Origin of the sequence: Streptomyces sp. NPDC037389 (assembly GCF_040636475.1) — a bacterium.
Taxonomy (GTDB): Bacteria; Actinomycetota; Actinomycetes; order Streptomycetales; family Streptomycetaceae; genus Streptomyces; species Streptomyces hesseae.
On the sequence record NZ_JBEZUS010000009.1, the window covers coordinates 1 to 19,232 of the forward strand.

At 71.9% G+C, this 19,232-nt stretch carries 23 protein-coding genes; 14 read left to right on the forward strand and 9 right to left on the reverse strand.

Features of this window, described 5'->3' with window-relative positions; all coding sequences use genetic code 11:
- Positions 1-135 precede the first annotated feature (135 nt).
- Complete coding sequence (locus AB0E98_RS20570) at positions 136-897, reverse strand: class I SAM-dependent methyltransferase (protein WP_361704540.1); 762 nt, start codon at positions 895-897, stop codon at positions 136-138.
- Between the two features lie 102 nt (positions 898-999).
- Here AB0E98_RS20570 and AB0E98_RS20575 point away from each other — a divergent pair, with 102 nt between their 5' ends.
- On the forward strand, positions 1,000-1,641 hold the full coding sequence (locus tag AB0E98_RS20575; RefSeq protein WP_361704542.1) for a CGNR zinc finger domain-containing protein: 642 nt from the start codon (positions 1,000-1,002) through the stop codon (positions 1,639-1,641).
- Here AB0E98_RS20575 and sodX read toward each other — a convergent pair.
- Positions 1,533-1,997: a nickel-type superoxide dismutase maturation protease gene (gene sodX, locus AB0E98_RS20580; protein ID WP_311612164.1), complete on the reverse strand. Its 465-nt coding sequence runs from the start codon at positions 1,995-1,997 to the stop codon at positions 1,533-1,535. The genes AB0E98_RS20575 and sodX overlap by 109 nt on opposite strands.
- Positions 1,998-2,140: 143 nt before the next feature.
- Between sodX and sodN the strand changes: the two genes are divergently transcribed.
- Both sodN and AB0E98_RS20590 read left to right on the forward strand, forming a co-directional pair.
- A complete protein-coding gene (sodN, locus tag AB0E98_RS20585) occupies positions 2,141-2,536 on the forward strand; it encodes a superoxide dismutase, Ni (protein WP_361704545.1) in 396 nt (131 codons plus the stop codon).
- 400 nt (positions 2,537-2,936) lie between these two features.
- Positions 2,937-3,497 (forward strand): RICIN domain-containing protein, encoded by a 561-nt coding sequence (locus AB0E98_RS20590; protein WP_361704548.1) that lies wholly within the window; start codon positions 2,937-2,939, stop codon positions 3,495-3,497.
- Positions 3,498-3,570: 73 nt separating this feature from the next.
- Here AB0E98_RS20590 and AB0E98_RS20595 read toward each other — a convergent pair whose 3' ends face one another.
- Together AB0E98_RS20595 and AB0E98_RS20600 are read right to left on the reverse strand one after the other, a co-directional pair.
- Positions 3,571-3,834 carry a DUF6255 family natural product biosynthesis protein gene (locus AB0E98_RS20595; RefSeq protein ID WP_361704551.1) on the reverse strand — a complete coding sequence of 88 codons (264 nt, stop codon included), beginning with the start codon at positions 3,832-3,834 and terminating at the stop codon, positions 3,571-3,573.
- Positions 3,831-4,172: a hypothetical protein gene (locus AB0E98_RS20600; RefSeq protein WP_361704553.1), complete on the reverse strand. Its 342-nt coding sequence runs from the start codon at positions 4,170-4,172 to the stop codon at positions 3,831-3,833. Before AB0E98_RS20600 ends, AB0E98_RS20595 begins: the two co-directional genes overlap by 4 nt.
- Before the next feature lie 175 nt (positions 4,173-4,347).
- Here AB0E98_RS20600 and AB0E98_RS20605 point away from each other — a divergent pair, with 175 nt between their 5' ends.
- The 6 genes from AB0E98_RS20605 (at position 4,348) to AB0E98_RS20630 (ending at position 8,474) form a co-directional block, all read left to right on the forward strand.
- On the forward strand, positions 4,348-5,214 hold the full coding sequence (locus AB0E98_RS20605) for a helix-turn-helix transcriptional regulator (RefSeq protein WP_361704556.1): 867 nt from the start codon (positions 4,348-4,350) through the stop codon (positions 5,212-5,214).
- A complete protein-coding gene (locus AB0E98_RS20610; protein ID WP_361704558.1) occupies positions 5,195-5,419 on the forward strand; it encodes a DUF397 domain-containing protein in 225 nt (74 codons plus the stop codon). The genes AB0E98_RS20605 and AB0E98_RS20610 overlap by 20 nt, the downstream gene beginning before the upstream one ends.
- Positions 5,420-5,474: 55 nt before the next feature.
- Entirely contained in the window at positions 5,475-6,227 is a 753-nt protein-coding gene (locus tag AB0E98_RS20615; protein ID WP_361704560.1) for an SDR family oxidoreductase, read from the forward strand.
- Between the two features lie 127 nt (positions 6,228-6,354).
- Positions 6,355-7,044 carry a VC0807 family protein gene (locus AB0E98_RS20620; protein ID WP_361704563.1) on the forward strand — a complete coding sequence of 230 codons (690 nt, stop codon included), beginning with the start codon at positions 6,355-6,357 and terminating at the stop codon, positions 7,042-7,044.
- A 63-nt stretch (positions 7,045-7,107) separates the two neighbouring features.
- Positions 7,108-7,734 carry a DUF3592 domain-containing protein gene (locus tag AB0E98_RS20625; protein ID WP_361704566.1) on the forward strand — a complete coding sequence of 209 codons (627 nt, stop codon included), beginning with the start codon at positions 7,108-7,110 and terminating at the stop codon, positions 7,732-7,734.
- A gap of 95 nt (positions 7,735-7,829) precedes the next feature.
- On the forward strand, positions 7,830-8,474 hold the full coding sequence (locus AB0E98_RS20630; protein ID WP_361704569.1) for an HAD family acid phosphatase: 645 nt from the start codon (positions 7,830-7,832) through the stop codon (positions 8,472-8,474).
- 24 nt (positions 8,475-8,498) lie between these two features.
- Here AB0E98_RS20630 and AB0E98_RS20635 read toward each other — a convergent pair whose 3' ends face one another.
- The gene (locus tag AB0E98_RS20635) at positions 8,499-8,759 is read right to left on the reverse strand and encodes a GlsB/YeaQ/YmgE family stress response membrane protein (RefSeq protein ID WP_311612146.1); all 261 of its coding nucleotides are present in this window, start codon (positions 8,757-8,759) and stop codon (positions 8,499-8,501) included.
- A gap of 147 nt (positions 8,760-8,906) precedes the next feature.
- Between AB0E98_RS20635 and AB0E98_RS20640 the strand changes: the two genes are divergently transcribed.
- A complete protein-coding gene (locus AB0E98_RS20640; RefSeq protein ID WP_361704573.1) occupies positions 8,907-9,314 on the forward strand; it encodes a metalloregulator ArsR/SmtB family transcription factor in 408 nt (135 codons plus the stop codon).
- Positions 9,298-11,928, forward strand: a complete 2,631-nt coding sequence (mgtA, locus tag AB0E98_RS20645; RefSeq protein WP_361704576.1) for a magnesium-translocating P-type ATPase — start codon at positions 9,298-9,300, stop codon at positions 11,926-11,928. Before AB0E98_RS20640 ends, mgtA begins: the two co-directional genes overlap by 17 nt.
- Before the next feature lie 144 nt (positions 11,929-12,072).
- Here mgtA and AB0E98_RS20650 read toward each other — a convergent pair whose 3' ends face one another.
- Entirely contained in the window at positions 12,073-13,431 is a 1,359-nt protein-coding gene (locus tag AB0E98_RS20650) for a hypothetical protein (RefSeq protein WP_361704579.1), read from the reverse strand.
- Positions 13,432-13,519: 88 nt separating this feature from the next.
- Entirely contained in the window at positions 13,520-14,977 is a 1,458-nt protein-coding gene (locus AB0E98_RS20655) for an LCP family protein (RefSeq protein ID WP_361704582.1), read from the reverse strand.
- Between the two features lie 168 nt (positions 14,978-15,145).
- Between AB0E98_RS20655 and tatA the strand changes: the two genes are divergently transcribed.
- The 3 genes from tatA to AB0E98_RS20670 all read left to right on the forward strand — a co-directional run bounded on the left by tatA (position 15,146) and on the right by AB0E98_RS20670 (position 17,980).
- The gene (gene tatA / locus AB0E98_RS20660; protein ID WP_361704585.1) at positions 15,146-15,415 is read left to right on the forward strand and encodes a Sec-independent protein translocase subunit TatA; all 270 of its coding nucleotides are present in this window, start codon (positions 15,146-15,148) and stop codon (positions 15,413-15,415) included.
- 96 nt (positions 15,416-15,511) lie between these two features.
- Positions 15,512-16,867, forward strand: coding sequence for an alkaline phosphatase (locus AB0E98_RS20665; protein ID WP_361704587.1), 1,356 nt, complete (start codon positions 15,512-15,514; stop codon positions 16,865-16,867).
- 174 nt (positions 16,868-17,041) lie between these two features.
- Positions 17,042-17,980, forward strand: a complete 939-nt coding sequence (locus AB0E98_RS20670; protein ID WP_361704590.1) for a beta-ketoacyl-ACP synthase III — start codon at positions 17,042-17,044, stop codon at positions 17,978-17,980.
- A 9-nt stretch (positions 17,981-17,989) separates the two neighbouring features.
- Here AB0E98_RS20670 and AB0E98_RS20675 read toward each other — a convergent pair whose 3' ends face one another.
- The gene (locus AB0E98_RS20675; RefSeq protein ID WP_361704593.1) at positions 17,990-18,211 is read right to left on the reverse strand and encodes a hypothetical protein; all 222 of its coding nucleotides are present in this window, start codon (positions 18,209-18,211) and stop codon (positions 17,990-17,992) included.
- 86 nt (positions 18,212-18,297) lie between these two features.
- Positions 18,298-19,209, reverse strand: coding sequence for a glutaminase (locus AB0E98_RS20680; RefSeq protein ID WP_311614494.1), 912 nt, complete (start codon positions 19,207-19,209; stop codon positions 18,298-18,300).
- Positions 19,210-19,232: the final 23 nt, after the last annotated feature.

The following is a 19,232-nucleotide window of genomic DNA, read 5'->3' on the forward strand; positions in this document are numbered from 1 at the left end:
CCGCGGGTTGGCCTCACCACCCCCCCCCACGCCCGGAGTATGTGGGTCGTGCCCAGGGGGCGTCAGCCGGGGGCGGGCGGGGGGGGGGAGGGGCGGTACGGCGGTGGGCCGTACCGCCCCTCCCTCGCGAGCGGGTCACTTCAGGGCGAGCACCATGGCGTCCGCCGGGGAGCTCCACACGGCGCGCGCCTCGGCGAAGCCGGCCTCGCGCAGGGTGCGGGCGTGCCAGTCGGGTGGAGGGAAGTCACCGTCGGAGTGCTCGCCGTAGATCGTGAAGCGCTCGGCGGTCGGGCCGGCGAGGAGCGGGTCGGCGGCGGCCAGCCGCCACCAGTCGGCCCAGTCGAGGGCGCCCCCGGCCTTCGCCCGCTCCTGCCGGGCGTGGCGCAGGGCGCGTTCGGCCTCGTTGATGCGCGGGGTGGCGGGGTCGGGCATGTGGTCGGCGTTCATGAAGACGCCTCCGTCGCGGACCAACCCGGCGAGTTGTCCGTAGAGGGTGCGGAGGGGGGCGGAGTGAAGCCAGTGCAGGGCGGTGGCCGTGAGAACAGCGTCGTAAGTGTCGTAGGGCAGCATGCCCGTCCACCGCGAATCTTTCAGATCCGCCGTGACGAACGTGGCCCGGTCGTCGCCCTCGAAGGTGCCCCGGGCGATGGTCAGCAGGGCCGGGTCGAGATCGACGCCTACGGAGGTCGCTCCGGGGAATCGTTCCAGTAGGCGGGCGGTGATGGAGCCCGTGCCACAGGCGAGGTCCAGCACCCGGGGCGTCGGCCCCGCGAAGGCCTCCACCATGTCCAGCATGACCCGGAACCGCTCCTCGCGGTCCGGCAGATACCACTCCTGCTGGCGGTCCCAGCTGGTCTGCCAGGCGTTCCAGTCCATGGCGGTGACGTTCTCCGTCATCCCGTCGCCTTCCCTTCGCGGTGCCGTGTAATACCCTCGAAGCAGAATCGGCCATTACTGGTCGACGACAGCGACCCTAGCCCGGCTGCGTAAGGACTACAAGTGGAACTGGCCTATTACTCGGACTTCGCCGTGCGGCTGGTCAACACCGAGCAGCCCGCGCGCGGCACCGACACCCTCACCTCGCTCGACGTGGCCCGCGAGCTCTTCGGCACCGCCTCGCAGGCGGCCCGCCGGCTCGTCGACGGCGACCTCACCCGGATGCGCTCGGCACGGGTCCGGCTGCGCGCGATCTTCGAGGCCGCGTCGGAGGGCGACGAGGTACGGGCGGTGGACCTGCTCAACGCCCTGCTGATGGAGTTCCCCGTCAGCCCCCAGATCTCGGGCCACGAGTACCGGGACGAGGACGGCCGCCCCAAGTGGCACATGCACATCGCCGACCACGCCGCCAACGCGGGCGCGGTCTACACCGCCACCGCGAGCATGGGCCTGGCCGTCCACCTGACGGAGTACGGCGTCGACCGCCTCGGCATCTGCCAGGCCGCACCCTGCCGCAACGCCTACCTCGACACCTCCACCAACCGCTCCCGCCGCTACTGCTCCGACCGCTGCGCCACCCGCGCCAACGTCGCCGCCTACCGCGCCCGCAAGCGCCTGGAGAACGCCCGACCCGCCGAGCCGGCGGAACGCATCGGCCGTACGGCCGCCGCCGCCCAGGACAGCAGCGCCCCCGCCGACCGCTGACCGGCCCCGGGCGGCGGCCGCAGCCGCAGCCATGCCCGGGCCACCACGAACTCCTCCGGCACCGTGCCGAACTCCCGGCTGTCGTTCTCCACCAGCGGGTTGTCCCCCGTCACCCACCAGCCGCCGTCGCGCCGCTCCACCGCGCGTTTGACGATGAGCAGGTCCTGGCGGAACGGATGGCGCAGCACCACCACGTCCCCCGGACGCACCGGGGCCCCGTACCGCACGACCAGCTGGTCGCCGGGGTTCAGCGTGGGGACCATCGAGGGGTTGTACACCTCGGCCAGCCCGACCCGCAGCAGTCCGCGACGCTCCCGCTCCAGCTCATGGCCGCGCTCGTCCAGCTGGTCCTGCATCACGGCAACCTCCGCGTCCGTCGCTCCACCAGTCCCAGACTGGCACTGGACTTTTGTCCTAAGCCCCCCGGGGCACCCGAGAAAAGCCTTCCCGCACCGAGTAATCTCGCACCTGAGAAGACGATCACGAGGAAGGACAGCACATGCTCTCCCGCCTGTTCGCCCCCAAGGTGAAGGTCAGCGCCCACTGCGACCTCCCCTGCGGTGTGTACGACCCGGCCCAGGCCCGCATCGAAGCCGAGTCGGTCAAGGCCGTCCAGGAGAAGTACCAGGCCAACGAGGACGCGGCGTTCCGCGCCCGCGCGATCCTCATCAAGGAGCAGCGCGCCGAGCTGGCCAAGCACCACATCTCGGTGCTCTGGAGCGACTATTTCAAGGCCCCGCACTTCGAGAAGTACCCCCAGCTGCACCAGCTGGTCAACGACACCCTCAAGGCCCTGAGCGCCGCGAAGGCGTCGACGGACCCGAAGACGGGTGAGAAGGCGCTCGAGCTCATCGCCGAGGTCGACCGCATCTTCTGGGAGACGAAGAAGGCCTGACGGTCTTTTTCCGGCTTCTTGCTTGCCGCGCGCCGAGGGGCGCCACCGGTTTCCATGCCGGGGGCGCCCCTTCGGTGTGTCCGGGGTCGGGTCCGTCTCGCGCGACAGCGCGGACCTCTCACCGGGGCGGCGCTCAGAGGAGGTTCCCGCCTGCGGAGTGCCGCCGATCCGGATACGCCCAGCCAGACGGGAAGCGCCTTCGCGTCAACCTGCCCGGCCGGGTGCCGTGCATCTGCCGCTCACCGTGCCGTGACGGTAGCCTGCGCTCGGCTCGCGCCCCGGCCTCGGGACGCGCCGGTTCGGCACGACTCCTGATCCACGCACTCCTGGTCCAGGCACTTCAGGTCCACGCACTTCAGGTCCACGCACTTCCGTCCGTCGACGAAGACAAAGGGGACACATGAAGTCGCACTTCCGCTTGTCCGGAATCCTGGCGGCCGCCGCGGCACTGCTCCTCACCTCGGGCGTGACCACGGCCTCCGCGACCACACGCCAAGACACCGCGAACACAGAGAGACGGGCGCAGAGCGGTGCCGACAGCTACGGCTGGATCCGCAACGCCAGCAGCGGCCACTGCCTGGCCGTCCCGGGCAGCAGCCTGGAGAACGGCAAAGGGCTCATCCAGTGGGGCTGCGACATCTGGCGTGACCAGCAGTGGCAGTTCGAGTACGCCTTCTCCAGCGACGTGATCAGCTACTACCGCATACGTAACGAGAACAGTGGGCAGTGCCTGGCCGTCCCCGGTGCCAGCACCACCGCCGGTACCCAAGTCATCCAGTGGCCCTGCGGCACGCAGCCCGACCACTACTGGGGCATCGAGTTCACGAGCAACGGCAAGCGGCTCGTGAACTGGAACAGTAAGCAGTGCCTGGCCGTCCCCGGCGCGAGCACCGTCCAGGGCGAAAAGGTCGTCCAGTGGCCCTGCAGCAGCACGCTGCCCGACCACTACTGGAGGTTCTGAAGCACGGCCTGAAAGCACATGCGGGCGTGCCCCGGCGGGACGGTCCCCGCCGGGCATGCCCGGCACAGCCTGTTCACCCCGCCGAATACAGCCACCTCGACCACGCTCTGCGGGCTCGCACCGCCCGCGCCACGCCGAGCGCGGCGGCCCGGTCGGCGGCGTGGGGGTCCCGGGGCGCCGGGGTGATCGCGGCGGCCAGCCCAGGCGGCCGCAGCGCGGCGTAGCCGCTGAAGCGGCGCACCCCGCATGAGTGACAGCGGGATTCGCCGCCGGCGTGGGTCCAGCCTGAAGGGTTGTGCTGGCAGCGGCCCACGGCGGCCAGGGGCGCCGCGCTCATCGCCGGGTCCAGTACGGGAGCACGTGCGCGTCACGGAAGTGCGTCCGCACGGCGACCATGGCGTCCACGACTCTCTCTTCGTCCCCGCTCTCCCCGGCCTCCCGCCGCGCTGCCGCCAGCTCGGCGCACTCCGTGCAGCCGACGGGGGACGCGCTTGCGGGGAACCCGGCGGCGTCCCGCTCCTCGCGGGTGGCCAACCGCAGGTCGGCCAAGGGCACCTCCCACTGGAGGCCGCCGCCGGGTCGTTGCACCTGGACGTGCGCGTCGGTGCTGCCGATCACTTGCGCGAGTCTGTTCTCGCGGATGTCCATGACGTAGGCACCGTTCCGGTAGGTCATGGCTTATCGCCTCCCGATTCGACTTGAGTGGGCCACTCACGATGCCTCCAACCCGCCCACTTCAGGGCTGCACAGTGCGGAATTAACCTGTGTGGGTGACTGCCTCCCCGTGCCCCGGCAGGATCCGCACACCTGCTCCACACTGGGCCGCAACACGGAGCCAGGGGAGGAAGTCGTGGGACAACCCGCTCGCCGTACGGCACGTCGCCGCAGGCTGGGAGCAGAACTCAAAGCGCTTCGAGAGGCCGCCAAAATCACATCCGAGGAGGCGGCGAGAGCAATCCACGGCGACAGGACGAAGATCAGCAGGCAGGAAACCGGCCGCCACCGCGTCATGCGGCTGGAGCTCGACGTGCTGCTCGACCTCTACCAGGTCGAGGACGAGAAGCTACGGGAGTGGCTGATCGCCCTCGCGGCAGAGGGCGGAAAGCGCAGCTGGTGGCGCCAGCACAGCGATAAGATTCCGCCCGGATTCAAGGAGCTGCTGACGCTGGAGTCCGACGCAGAACGCATCGCTGTATTCCAGTCACAGCTCATCCCCGGACTTCTCCAGACCCGGGACTACGCCACCGCAATCATCAACGGGCACTCGGCGCATCTGGCCGATGACAAGCGCGAATTCTATGTAAACCTCCGCATGGAGCGGCAGGAAATCTTTCAACGCGCCGTCCCGCCGCAATACCTCGCCATCATCCAGGAAGGCGCTCTTCGCCAGGAGATCGGCGGTCCCAAGGTGCTGACCGAGCAGCTCCGCCACCTGGTGGCCTTGAGCCGGGCACCGGAGATGACGATCCAGGTCATCCCCTTCTCTCAGGGCGTCTTCACCGCCACGCGCGGCTCCTTCGTTCTTTATTCCTACCCGGATCCGTTGGACTTGGACGTTGTCCAGGTCGAATACCTCGACGGCGCCCTGTACCTGGAGGAGGATGAGCCGGTGACGAGGTACAAGCAGGCTCTCGACGGGCTGCGCGCCTCAGCACTGTCTTCCCGCCAGTCCGTTGAGCTGATCTCGTCGATCGCGGATGAACTCGGACACAAGTGAGGTACGGCACGTGATTCGCCATGGTTTACCCCACCAGAAATGGCGCAAGTCGTCACACAGCGGGGACGATGACGCAACCTGCGTCGAGGCCCAGCCCACCACCGACGGCCTCATAGCCGTAGGCGACAGCAAAGCCCGCGCACGCGGTGCGTTCGTCTTCACGCCCGAGGCGTGGGCGGCCTTCACCAGAAGCATCCCCGAGTAGCTCGATGTCCGATGACCGCCAGCCGTTGAACGATCAACGAACCATGCTCGTGGTCATGGAGAACAACACAGCAGCAACCAGCACCCGCGTAGCCCTCGTCACCGGCGGAAGCCGGGGCATCGGCGCCGCCATCGCCCTCCGTCTGGCCGGGGACGGGGTCGACGTGGTGCTGACGTACGAGAACAGCGCCGAGCAGGCCGAAGAGGTGGCCGCAAAGATCCGGGCCATGGGGCGGCGAGCCCTCGCGATCCAGGCCGACAGCGCCGACGTCGACGCGGTCACCGCGGCCGTGGACCGCGCAGCGGAAGCGTTCGGCCGGCTCGACGTCGTCGTGAACAACGCCGGCGTGTTCCTCGTCGGGCCGCTGGAGGACCTCGGCCCGGCGGAGTTCGAGCGCACGATCGCGGTGAACGTACGGGCGCCGTACGCCGCCGCCCGCGCCGCGGCCCGGCACGTGGGCGACGGTGGCCGCATCATCAGCATCGGCAGCAACGTCGCGGAGCGGTCCGTCTTCCCCGGGTTCGCGCTCTACGCGATGAGCAAGTCCGCGCTGATCGGCATGACGAAGGGGCTGGCCCGGGACCTCGGCCCGCACGGAATCACCGTGAACCTGGTCAATCCGGGCCCCACGGACACCGATGCCAACCCCGCCGACGGGCCGGGGGCCGACGCCGTCCGGGGCTTCACCGCCCTGGGCCGTTACGCCACGCCGGACGACATCGCCGCCACCGTGGCGCATCTCGCCGGTGACAGCGGGCGGTACATCACCGGGGCGAGCGTCAATGTCGACGGCGGCTTCACCGCCTGACGGCCTGACAACGCTGACAAAAGTCACGGCCGCTTGGGGACGCTTCGCTCTGCTGCCGGGGTGGGCCCTCCCGTGAGTCTGTACGTGTCCCCGCCGGGGACCGGACGACGACACGGAGGGCCCACCCATGCAGACCACCGCCACCACTGCCCCCGCACCCGTCGCCGGGGAGCGCCGGGCCCTGGCGCAGAGTCTGACGCCGCTGCTGGTGGACGCCGCCGTACCCATGGCCGGGTACTACGTCCTGACCGACGGCTTCGGCATGGGCACCGTCGCCGCGCTCGCCTGGACGAGCGTGCTCCCGGCGCTGCGCTCGGTCTGGTCCCTCGTCAAGGACCGTCGGCTCAACGCGCTCGCCACCCTGATGCTCGTCGTCAACGCCGTAGGCCTCGCGCTGAGCGCTGTCACCGGGGACGCCCGGCTGATGCTCGCCAAGGACAGCGCCGGCAGCGGGGCGATCGGCGCGGCCGTGCTGGTCTCGGTGCTGGCCGGGCGGCCGATGATGACGGCGGGGCTCAAGCCCTGGATCACCAAGGGCGGTGACCTCTCCAAGACCGCCGCGTGGGAGCGGCTCTCGCGCGAATCCGCCCGATTCCGCCGCGCCGAGCGCCGCTTCTCCCTCGTATGGGGCCTGGCCCTGCTGGCCGAGTCGACCTCCCGGGTGGTCGCGGCGTACACCCTGCCCGCGCACACGGTGGTGTGGCTGGGCAACGTCCTCGCGGGTGCGGCGGTGCTCACCGCGATCGTGATCACGGGGCCGGTCGCGGTGGACCCGATGGAGAAGATGGTGGAGGCGGAGGTGACGCCCTCGGCTTAATCGATGGCCTGGACCATTCCGGGTCGATTGGATGATCGAAAACATCCAGTCGACGAGGGATCCATGCGCGACGTGTTCTTCCTGGCCCTGCCGGGGCTGTTGGCCGCCGGCGGCATCGCGGGAATGGTGTGGGCCGTGGTGCGGATGCGGCGGCTGAATGCCGCCTGGCGCAGCGGGGTCACGGCCGAGGGGGTGTGCGTCAGCGCGTACGTCGTCACCACGAGCCACGGGCATGGACACGGCGGCGGGCCGAGCCACAGCACCTGGCACCACGTCTATGAGTTCACCACCCCCGAGGGGGAGGTACTGCGGTTCGAGGAGGCCGGGGGGCCGCGCACGGTCGTGGGCGGGGACCGGGTCGTCGTCCGCTACCCGGAGGAGCGACCCGGCCGGGCCACGGCCATTCCGCCCGGCAAGCGGAACGAGAACCTCTTCGCCACGGGCTGTCTGCTCGCCTTCCTGACGGTCTTCGTCCTGGGGGCGCTCTCGTTCATCGGCTTCTATCTGACGGTCCTGCGGCCCGGGGCGGACGCGGTGGAGGACCGGATCAAGGACACGGTCCGTCATGTCCGGGAGAGCCCGGAGCCCGGACCGCCCGGCGGGTTCCCCACGGGGTTCCCGAGCGGCCTCCCCACCGGCCCCCCTGACGACTGGCCGAGCGACATGCCGCCGCCCCCGCCCCTGCCGTAACAAGGGCAGCACAAGGGCAACGGTGCATCCCCGCGTCGCGCGACGTTCAGGTCCGCGTCGCCGACGCGCCACCGCGCGTCGTGAGCATGCCACGCATGAGCGAAACGATCACGGCCCGCCGCGCCGCCGCGACCGTCGCGGCCACCGCCGTGCTGGCCCTCGCGGGCGCGGCCGCCACTCCCGCCGAGGCCGCGACCCCCAAGGCCGCCACCGCCGCGCGGACCTCCGGAACCGCCGGCCTCAAGGGCATCGACCACGACGCGTGGCTCAAGGACGTCCAGGCAGTGGTCGACCAGGCCAAGCCCTACGTCGCCGACCGCACCGCACACGCGGACGGGCGGAAGCAGGCCGTCGTCCTCGACATCGACAACACCTCGCTGGAGACGGACTTCCACTGGGCGACCATCCCCACGCCCGCCGTCGCGCCCGTCCTGGAGCTCGCGCGCCTCGCGCACGAGCGCGGCGCGGACGTCTTCTTCGTCACCGCGCGCCCCGGCGTCCTCACCCCGGCCACGGAGTGGAATCTGCGCCGGGTCGGCTACCCCGTCAGCGGCCTGTACGTGCGGCACCTCCCGGATCTCTTCCAGGACGTGAGCACGTACAAGACCGCCAAGCGGGCGGAGATCGAGGCCAAGGGCTACACGATCATCGCCAACATCGGGAACAACACCACCGACCTGGTGGGCGGGCACGCGGAGCGGACGTTCAAGCTGCCGGACTACGACGGCAAGCTCTCCTGACGCCCCACAGGCGCGCAGGCGCCCTCAGCGCCGCTTCCGGCGGTCGTACCAGGCGATGCCCAGGGCCGCCAGGACGATCTGGACCACCCAGACGAGCCAGGTGATGCCCTTGGTGTCGTAGAGACCGAGCGGATGAGAGATGAGGGCGCCCACGAAGGCCGCCACGATGCCGATGACGACCGTCATCACGACACCCACGTGCTGACGGCCCGGAACGACCAGCCTGCCCAGGATGCCGATGAACGCGCCGATCACGATCGCGCTGACGATTCCCGAGATTTCCATGACCTCCCCCTTGTGACCGTTTCCTGTCGATACACCCTGCCCATCCCGCAGCGGGTGCATGTCGGACCGCCGGCCCGCGCGGTGCCTAGACTGGGGCCTTCCGGGCGTGCGGACCGCCGGGAGATCCACGGGGATGGGAGAGCGACAGTGACGGCACGCGTCGGGAGCTTCGGGAGTCTCGAAGGGCCCCTCGACGGCACATGCGACCCGTCGGCCGAGGTACTGGCCGAAGCGGCCGCCGCCTTCGGTCTGCTCGCCTCCTCCGCCCGGCTGCACCTGGTCTGGGCGCTGGCCCAGGGCGAGAGCGACGTCAGCGGGCTGGCCGAGCGGGTCGGCGGCGCGCTGCCCGCCATCAGCCAGCACCTGGCCAAGCTGAAGCTCGCCGGCCTGGTGCGCTCGCGGCGCGAGGGCCGCCGGGTGGTCTACCTGGTGGACGACCCCGACGTGGTGACCATCGTCCGGCTCATGGTCGGCCAGCTCGCCGACCGCAAGGCCGGCACCGCCGGCACCGGGGTGAACGCCGGCGCCGGACGCCTCCGTGGCCTGGGCGCCTGAGGCCCGTACGGCCCCCGGCCGGGACACGGGCGGCACCTCGCTGGAGGTGCTGCGCGCCCTGGAGAGCGGGCCGCGCGGACTGACCGAGGCGGAGGCGGAGGACCGCCTGGCGCGACACGGCGAGAACGTCTTCCCCGGCCGCCGGCCGGTCTCCTGGCCGCGCCGCTTCGCGCGCAGCCTCCGCGACCCCTTCACCGCGGTCCTGATCGGTCTCGGCCTGGTCTCCGCGGTCATGGCCTCCTGGGGCACGGCCTGCGTCATCGCCGTCCTGGTCGTGGTCAGCTGTGTGCTGCGGGCGACCGGCGAGCACCGCGCCGACCGCTCGGCGGCCTCCCTGCGCGAACTGGTCGCCACCACCGCGACGGTCCGCCGCAGGGCCACCGAGTCCGCTCCCCCGGCCACCCGGGAACTCCCCGTCGAACAGCTCGTCCCGGGCGACCTGGTCCTCCTCGGCCCCGGCGACCTCGTCCCCGCCGACCTGCGCCTGCTGCGCGCCACGGGACTGACCGTCCACGAGGCGGCGCTGACGGGCGAGTCGGCGCCGGCCGACAAGGCCGCCCCGGCCGCGACCACCGCGACCGCGCCCGGTCACCTGTGCCTCCAGGGCAGCAGCGTCGTCTCGGGCACCGGCAGCGGCGTCGTCGTCGCCACCGGGCGCGACACCGTCCTCTCCGGCGCGCTGCCCGCCGACGCCGACAGCCGGGACACCGGCACCGGTCCCGGCGGCCCGGGCAAGGGCAAGCGGCTCCTCCGCCCCTTCGACCGGTCGGTCAACGGCATCGCCTGGACCCTCATCCGGTTCATGCTGCTCACCGCGCCCCTCGTCCTGCTCGCCGACGCCCTGGTGCGCGGCCGGGGGCTCGCGACCCTGCCGTTCGCCGTCGCGGTCGCGGTCGGGCTGACGCCCGAGATGCTGCCGGTGATCGTCACCTCCGCGCTGGCGCGCGGCGCCGCGCTGCTCGCCCGCGACGGCGAGGTGATCGTCCGCCGGCTGCCCGCCCTCCACGACCTGGGCGCGGTCGACGTGCTGTGCGTCGACAAGACCGGCACCCTCACCGAGGACCGGCCCGTCCCCGCCCTCGCCGAGGACCCCGACGGCCACGCCGACCAGGACGTCCTGCGCTGGGCCGCCGTCAACGCCCTGTGGACCCTCCACCTGGCCGAGCTGCCCGTGCCCGACGCCCTCGACGAGGCCGTCCTCGAAGCCGACGCGGCGGACGTGCTCGCGCACGGGGACGACCCCCGGTTCGCGGTGTACGAGGGCGTCGACGCGCTGCCCTGCGGACCCGGCCGCCGGCTGTCCACCGCCGTCGTCCACCGCCCCGGCGACCCCCGCTTCGCCCTCGCCGGGACGCACACGCTCGTCGTCAAGGGAGCCCCCGAGGACGTCCTGGACCGCTGCGCCCTCGACCCCGCCGAACGGGCCCGGCTCACCCGCCGCGCGGACGACCTGGCCGCCGAGGGCCTGCGCGTCCTGGCCGTCGCCCGCGCCGAGCGGCCCGCGCGCGACCGCCCGTACACCGAGGCCGACGAGCGCGACCTGACCTTCACCGGCTTCGTGGGCCTCTCCGACGCCCCCGCGCCCACCGCCGCCGAGGCCCTCGCCGGACTCGCCCGCAACGGCGTGACGGTCAAGGTCCTCACCGGCGACCACCCGGGCACCGCCGCCCGGATCTGCCGCGAACTGGGGCTGGACCCCGGCACCCCCGTCACCGGCGACCGCATCGACTCGCTGGACGACGCCGAGCTCGCCCGGCTCGCCGCCGGCACCACCGTCTTCGCCCGCTGCGCCCCCGCCCACAAGGCCCGGGTCGTCGGCGCGCTGCGCGGCGCGGGCCACACCACCGGCTTCCTGGGCGACGGCGTCAACGACCTGGCCGCCCTCCACGCCGCCGACGTCGGTGTCTGCCCGCGCGACGGCGTGGACGTGGCCCGGGAGGCCGCCGACGTCGTCCTCGCCTCGAAGGACCTCACCTCCCTCGACCGGGCCATCGTCGCCGGCCGGGGCGCCACCGCGAACATCTCGGCCTACCTGCGGATCACCCTGTCGTCGAACTTCGGCAACGTGATCGCGATGCTGGTGGCCGGGCTGATGCTGCCGTTCCTGCCGATGCTCCCGGCCCAGGTGCTCGTCCAGAACCTCTTCTTCGACGCCGCGCAGCTCGCCCTCGCCTTCGACCGCCAGGACGACCGCGCCCACACCCGCCCGGCGGTGCTGCGCCCGCGCGCCCTGCTCCGCTTCGTGACGGGCTTCGGCCTCCTCAACGCCGCCGCCGACCTCGCGACGTTCGCGGTGCTCGCGCTGGCGGTGCGGTCGCTGGGGGCGGAGGCGGGGCAGGACGCGTTCCATGCGGGGTGGTTCACGGAGAATTTGCTGACGCAGGCGATGGTGATGGCGTTGCTGCGGTCGGGGCGGCTGCGGGCGCCGACGCCCGTGCGGGTGGCTGTCGCCGGGCTGGCGGTGGTGGGGCTGTTGCTGCCGCTGTCGCCGTTCGGCGCGATGCTGTCGATGTCGCCGTTGCCGACGCTTTATTACGGGCTGCTGGCGTTGGTGCTCGCGCTGTACGGCGGGGTGCTGTGGGTGGCCCGGTCAAGGCGGTTTTCTCTCCCCTGACCCGCCCCTTCCCGTTTCTTTCAGGGGCTCCGCCCCCGAACCCCCGGTCCTCAAACGCCGGACGGGCTGATTTCAGCCCGTCCGGCGTTTGAGGACACCGCGCGTCAGCGCGGAACGGAGGTGCGAGGGGGCGGGGCCGGGGCATCACCACCCCCCGCCGCCGAAGTCGCCACCGCCACCCCCACCGTCGCCCCATCCGCCCCCGCCCCCGAAGTCGTCGGGGTTGAAGTCGGAGCCCGTGTCGTCGCCGCCCTCCGGGCCCGCGTCGTAGGCCGGGGCCGCGTACGCCGGGCCGGTCATCAGGCCGCCCAGCATCGTGCCCACCAGCAGCCCCGGCAGCAGGCCGCCGCCGAAGTAGCCGCCTGCCCAGGGGCCGTAGGCGGGGCCCGCGTTCCAGTACGGCTGGGGGCCCGCGTCGGTCTGGACCTGGCGGGTCAGGGGCTCCTGGCCGGCCGCCAGCCGGGCCGTGTCCGCCGCGCAGGCCGGTACGGTGCGGAGCGCGCCGCCCGGCGGTGCCCACTGGACGTCCTGGACGGAGGGCCCGTGCCGCGGGTCGAAGAAGCAGGGCAGCCGGCGCTCCGGCAGCGGCGCCCCCGTGCGGCGGGCGGCCAGGGTCGCCAGGGCGAAGCGGCCGTTGTCGAGGGTCTCGGTGACCCCCTGGACCTCTTCCGGCTTGCCCGCCGCCGCCATCCGGGACTTGGCGTCCTCGTAGGCGTCCAGCGCCCGCGCGTAGTCCGCGCGCATCTCGTCCGTGGCTCCGGCCTCGGAGGGCGCGAAGTCCAGCCGGTCCAGTTCCTCGCCGAACGCGGTGATGTCCTCGTCGACGACCACGCGCAGCTTGTCCAGCTCGGCGCGCTCGCGCTCCTCGCGCTTGCGCTTGTTCCGCCGGTAGAGGGCGTACGCCCCGGCGCCGCCCGCGACGACGATCGCGCCGCCGGTGATCAGGCCCGTGGCGCCCATGCCCTGGGTGCCGCCGCCCCAGGAGCCGGGGGCGCGCCCCCTGGCCGTCCGGTCGGCCGAGTCGACGAAGGCGTTCAGCTGCGTCTTCGCGTCGCCGCCGGACCGCTGGACGGAGCCGACGAGGTTGCTCACGGCGTTGCGGGACATCACCGAGCGGTCGCCGGCCGCGTTGAACTTGTCACCGAGGTGGACGGCGTAGACACCCGCGATCCCGACCTTGGTGCGCAGGTCGCGCAGCACCGTGCTCTGCGGGAACTCGGGGGCGTTGGGCAGCACGGCGACGAAGACGGGCTTGTCCGCGTCCTTGATCTTCTTCGCCAGCGCCTCGGCGTCGGCGGCGGGCAGTTGTGCGGAGGCCCTGGGGTCGACGTAGACGGGGCCCTTGCGCAGCGCCTGGGCCGCGGCGTCCAGCCCGGTGTCGGCGGCGTGCGCGGCGGGGGCGTACAGCAGCGCGCCGGCGCAGGTCAGCAGGGCTGCGATCAAGGGGACGAGCCAGTTCCGGAACGACCTGGCGAGCACCCGGGGGACAGCGACGGCGGACATGGCATGACTCCTTGGCGTCTTCACGGTCTACTGTGCACCTACCACCAAAACGGATCAATCAGGCATATAGGTTCCACTGTGTCTCACCTCAGCCGTACGAGAGATTGGCGCAGGGGTCGTCGTCCGCCGAGCGGGCACCGCTGGAGGCACCGGACGGCGACGGCGACGAGGGCCCCGACGGCGAAGGCGAGGACGACGGCGCGTCCGCGTAGTCGCGTCCCAGCGTGACCACGACGCCGCTGATGTCCGCGCCGCGCACGAACGCCCCCGGGAAGAGCCGGGCGACGGTCCGCGCGTTGCCCGCCTCGCCCGGACCGAACTCGATCACCGTGCCCGACTCGTCCTGCGAACCGGCCGTCGCAGTGTCCATGACCTCGAAGCCGCTGCCCTTGAGGGAGGCGGCGGCGCGGGCGGCGAGCCCGTCGACCGTCGTGCCGTTGCGGACGGAGACCTTCACGCCCGAGCCGGAGACCGGGGCGGAGGGACCCTCCGATGACGACCCCCCGCCACCCTTCCGGCCCGCGTCCTTGCCGTCGATCGTCCGGTCCGCCCGGATCGAGGCCCACAGGGCGTCCGCGTCGGGCTGGACGATGGCCACGCGGTCGCCGTCGTAGCGCCAGGGCAGGGTCACGAACTTCATGTCGTGGAGGTCGATGTTCTTCAGCGACATCGCGAACGACAGCATCTTGTCCGCCGAGCCCAGCCCCGGGTCCACGGTCATCGACTTGGTGGCCGCGTCGGCGAGCGGGAGCAGGGTGGTGGGTTTGAAGCCCTGGGACCGGACCTTCTTGATCAGCGAGGAGAGGAAGGCCTGCTGCCGCTGGATCCGTCCTATGTCGGAGCCGTCGCCGATGCCGTGCCGCACCCGTACGTAGTCGAGGGCCTTCTGGCCCGAGACGGTCTGCCGGCCCTGGCGGAAGAGGAGTTCGCCGCGCGAGCCGAGGTTGGGGTTGAGGTCGCCCCGGTAGACGTCCTTGGGGACGCACACGTCGACGCCGCCCACGGCGGACGTCATCGCGGAGAAGCCCGCGAAGTCGACGACGACCGTGTGGTCGACGCGCAGCCCGGTGAGGCGCTCGACGGTGTTCTGGGTGCAGGCGGGGTTGCCCTTGGGCGAGCCGCCCACCGTGAAGGCCGAGTTGAACATCACGTGCTGCTGCTCGTTCGTCCAACCGCCGTCGGGGAGCCGGCAGGGCGGGATGTCCACGAGGGTGTCCCGGGGGATGGAGACGGCGACGGCGTGCTCGCGGTCGCCGTAGACGTGCAGCAGGAAGGCGGTGTCCGAGCGGCCCACGTCGCCCTCGCCGCCGCCCAGCGCGGCGTTGTCGCCGGACCGCGAGTCGGAGCCGATCACCAGGACGTTCTGTCCGGCCGCCCCCGCGCCGGGACGGTCCTTGGACAGGCCGTCGGCGTCGAACGTGCTGATGTTGCCGTTGAGCCGCAGGTACACCCATCCGGCGCCGGCGACGAGCAGCAGGAGGAACGACACCGCGACCACGGTGACGATCCGCACCCGACGCCTCGGCCTGCCTCGCGTGCCCGTCATGTCCGTACCCTCATCGCTCCCCCGGTTCGTGCCGTTCTGCCCCGTAGGACGGGTTGCCACGAACTTTGGTTGTCCAGTTGCGCAATCTAGCAAGTATTGTGTGGTCGGCCATCAGGTCAGAACGTCACAAGAGCCGGTAGAGATCGATAGAGAGGCGGTGGAGCCGTCATGCTGCGGAACGCCCTGGAGCCCTGGCACATTCTCGTGGTCGTGCTCGTCATGGTCGTCCTGTTCGGGTCGAAGAAACTGCCCGACACGGCCCGTTCCCTGGGCAAGTCCATGCGCATCCTCAAGAGCGAGGCCAAGGCGATGAAGAGCGACGACGCCGAAGCGCCCGTAGCGACCTCTTCGACCGCTCCCGCCGCGACCTCATCCGCCGCTCCCGCCGCTCCTACCCCGCAGACCGCACAGGGAAGCGCTGTCGACAGCACCCGGTGACCTCCAGGTCACCTGGAGGTCCCCCGCGGTACACCCGCCCCTGGTGTCCTTCCTGCGTCCGGGCACCCCGCCCGGACCTCCAGGAAGGAACAGACCATGGGTTCTCGTCCGTACCGACGCCGTCTCGCGTGGGGCGCCGCCGCGCTGCTCGTCGCCGGGATCGCGGTGCCCGCCGCGGCCTCGGCGGCCGAGCACCACGGCCCGTCGGACGTCTCGAGCCACACCCCGAAGAAGGCCAAGAACGTCATCCTGCTCATCGGTGACGGCATGGGCGACTCGGAGATCACCCTGGCCCGCGACTACACCGTGGGCGCGGCCGGCCGGCTCAACATGGACAAGTTCCCCATGACGGGCGCCTACACGACGTACGCCGTCGACAAGAACGGCAAGCCCGACTACGTCACCGACTCGGCCGCCAGCGGCACCGGCTGGGCGACCGGACGCAAGACGGTCAACGGCCGGATATCCAAGACCCCCGGCACCGACAAGCCGATGACCACCGTCCTGGAGCTGGCCCAGCGAGGCGGTCTGGCCACCGGCAGCGTCACCACGGCCGAGCTGACCGACGCCACCCCGGCCGTGCTCGCCTCCCACGCCACCGACCGCAGCTGCCAGGGCCCGGCCGACATGAAGGCGTGCCCGAACGACACCGTCGCCAAGGGCGGCCCGGGCTCCATCGCCGAGCAGAGCGTGGGCCACAAGGTCGACGTCCTCCTCGGCGGCGGCAAGGCCCGCTTCGACCAGAAGATCACCGAGGGCCGCTACCAGGGCATGACCGTCACCCAGCAGGCCGAGAAGCTGGGCTACCAGGTCGTGACCGACGCCAAGGGCCTCTCGTCGGCGCGCGCCGGCAAGCCGGTGCTGGGCCTCTTCGCCCCCGGCAACGTCCCCGTCGAGTGGACCGGCAAGAACGCCGCCGTCGGTGGCACCGCCGCCCAGCGCTGTGTGACGAACAACCCCGACCGCAAGGCCGGCACCCCGGACCTGGAGAGCCAGACCCGCAAGGCACTGGAGCTGCTGAACACCGGCAAGGGCAAGAAGAACGGCTTCTTCCTCCAGGTCGAGGGCGCCTCCATCGACAAGCGCGACCACGCCGCCGACCCCTGCGGCCAGATCGGTGAGACCGCCGCCTTCGACCGCGCGGTCAAGGCCGCCCGCGAGTACGCCGCCCAGCACCCGGACACCCTGGTCGTCACCACCGCCGACCACGGCCACAGCAGCCAGATCGTGCCGCTGGAGGCCAACCCGCCCGGCCTGTCCTCGACCCTGATCACCAACGAGGGCCAGCAGCTCAAGGTGAACTACTCCACCAACACTCCGGGCCAGTCCCAGGAGCACACCGGCACCGAGGTCCGGATCGCCGCCCAGGGCCCGCAGTCCCAGCGCGTCCTCGGCGTCACCGACCAGACCGAGCTGTTCACCACGATCCGCACGGCGCTCTCGCTGCGCTGACGCACTGTCCGGTGACCGTCCCGTAGGGTCAGGGCCCGGCCGCTCCGGCGGCCGGGCCCTGTGCGGATCTCACCAGTTACCCGCCGGAACATTGGCGGATCGCGTACCTCTCCACAGCCGCGCAGCGTCAAAACTGGGAGCTCCTCATTCCCCGCGCGCGCAGGAGGAACGCCGATGACCGGATCCCGGGTACTGGCTCTCGGCCACTACCAGCCGGCCAGGGTGCTCACCAACGATGAGCTGGCCGCCATGGTCGACACCAGCGACGAGTGGATCCGCACCCGGGTCGGCATCCGCACCCGCCGGGTGGCCGAGCCCACCGAGACGGTCGCCGACATGGCCGGCCAGGCGGCCGCCAAGGCCCTGGCCAACAGCGGGCTGGCCCCCGCCGACATCGACCTCGTCCTCGTCGCCACCTGCACGGCCGTCGACCGCAGCCCCAACACGGCCGCCCGCGTCGCCGCCGCGCTGGGCCTGACCTCCCCCGCCGTCATGGACATCAACGTCGTCTGCGCCGGCTTCACCCACGCCCTCGCCACCGCCGACCACGCCATCCGCGCCGGATCGGCGACGAACGCGCTGGTCGTGGGCGTGGAGAAGTTCACGGACGTCGCGGACTGGACCGACCGCACCACCTGCGTCCTGGTCGGCGACGGCGCCGGCGCGGCCGTGGTCACGGCCTCGCCCGAGCCGGGCATCGGCCCGGTCGTCTGGGGCTCGGTCCCGGAGATGGGCCACGCCGTACGGATCGAGGGCACGCCGTCGCGCTTCGCGCAGGAGGGCCAGAGCGTCTACCGCTGGGCCACGACACAGCTCCCGCCGATCGCCCGCACGGTCTGCGAGCGGGCCGGGATCACCCCCGAGGACCTGGCGGCCGTCGTCCTCCACCAGGCGAACCTGCGCATCATCGAGCCGGTGGCCCGGAAGCTGGGCGCGGTCAACGCGATCGTCGCCAGCGACGTCACCGAGTCCGGCAACACGTCGGCGGCGAGCATTCCGCTGGCGCTGTCGAAGCTGGTGGCCTCCGGCCGGGTGGCGCCGGGCGCGCCGATCCTGCTGTTCGGCTTCGGCGGCAACCTGTCGTACGCGGGGCAGGTCATCCACTGCCCGTAGGGCATGGCGCTAAGGCTGCTCACGCAGGTAGAGCGCCCCGCAGGAGTGGCACATCGGCACGTCCGGGCTGCCCCAGTCGTCCGCCGACCGCACGGCGGCGGCGCTCTCCAGCTCCCGTCCGCACATCGCGGTCGTACCGTCCTCCCGGACCACGTGCCAGATCTTGACCTCGGCCCGGGGGTCGGCGGCGGCCCTGCCGTCGATGTACTCGGCGCGCAGCTCATGCTCCATGGCACCACCATGCGCCGGGGCAGGGCACCCCGCGACCCAGGCCCCGTCCCCCGGGAACACGGGGGGGCACCGGGGGCACCGGGGCCTCAGAAAACAGACCACCCGGTGAGCGTCGTGAAGTGGTCCAGCGCCGCCACACCCGCCACGGAGTTCCCCCGGGCGTCCAGCCCCGGGCTCCAGACGCACAGCGTGCAGCGTCCCGGTATCACCGCGACGATGCCGCCGCCCACGCCGCTCTTGCCCGGCAGGCCCACCCGGTAGGCGAAGTCGCCGGCCGCGTCGTACGTGCCGCACGTCAGCATCACGGCGTTGACCTGCTTGGCCTCGCGGCGCGGCAGCAGCCGCGTCCCGTCGGCCCGCAGGCCGTGCCGGGCCAGGAAGCCGCTGGCCAGCGCGAGGTCCCGGCAGCTCATCTCGACGGAGCACTGCCAGAAGTAGTGCTCCAGCACCGTCGGCACGGGGTTGTCGAGGTTGCCGTAGCTGGCCATGAAGTGGGCCAGGGCGGCGTTACGGTCACCGTGCTCGGACTCGGACCTGGCCACCGCCGCGTCGAAGGAGACGTCCGGGTTCCCGCTCTCCGCCCGCAGGAAGTCCAGCATCGTCGTGCTGGCGTCCCCGGTCAGCGTCTGGAGCCGGTCGGTGACGACCAGCGCGCCGGCGTTGATGAACGGATTGCGCGGAATGCCGTGCTCGTACTCGAGCTGGACCAGCGAGTTGAAGGGGTTGCCGGAGGGCTCGGTGCCCACCCGCTCCCAGATCCGGTCGCCGCCCTCGGCCAGCACCAGCGCGAGGCTGAACGCCTTGGAGATGGACTGCACCGAGAAGGGCCGTTCCCAGTCCCCCACGCCGTACACGCGGCCGTCGACATCGGCGACGGCGATGCCGAACTGTCCGGTGTCCACCTCCGCGAGGGCGGGGATGTAGTCGGCCACCTGCCCACGGCCGATCAACGGCCGGGCGAAGTCGGCGACCTCTTCGAGGACGGCCTGGTAGTCCAATGCTGCTCTGCGCTTTCCTGGCG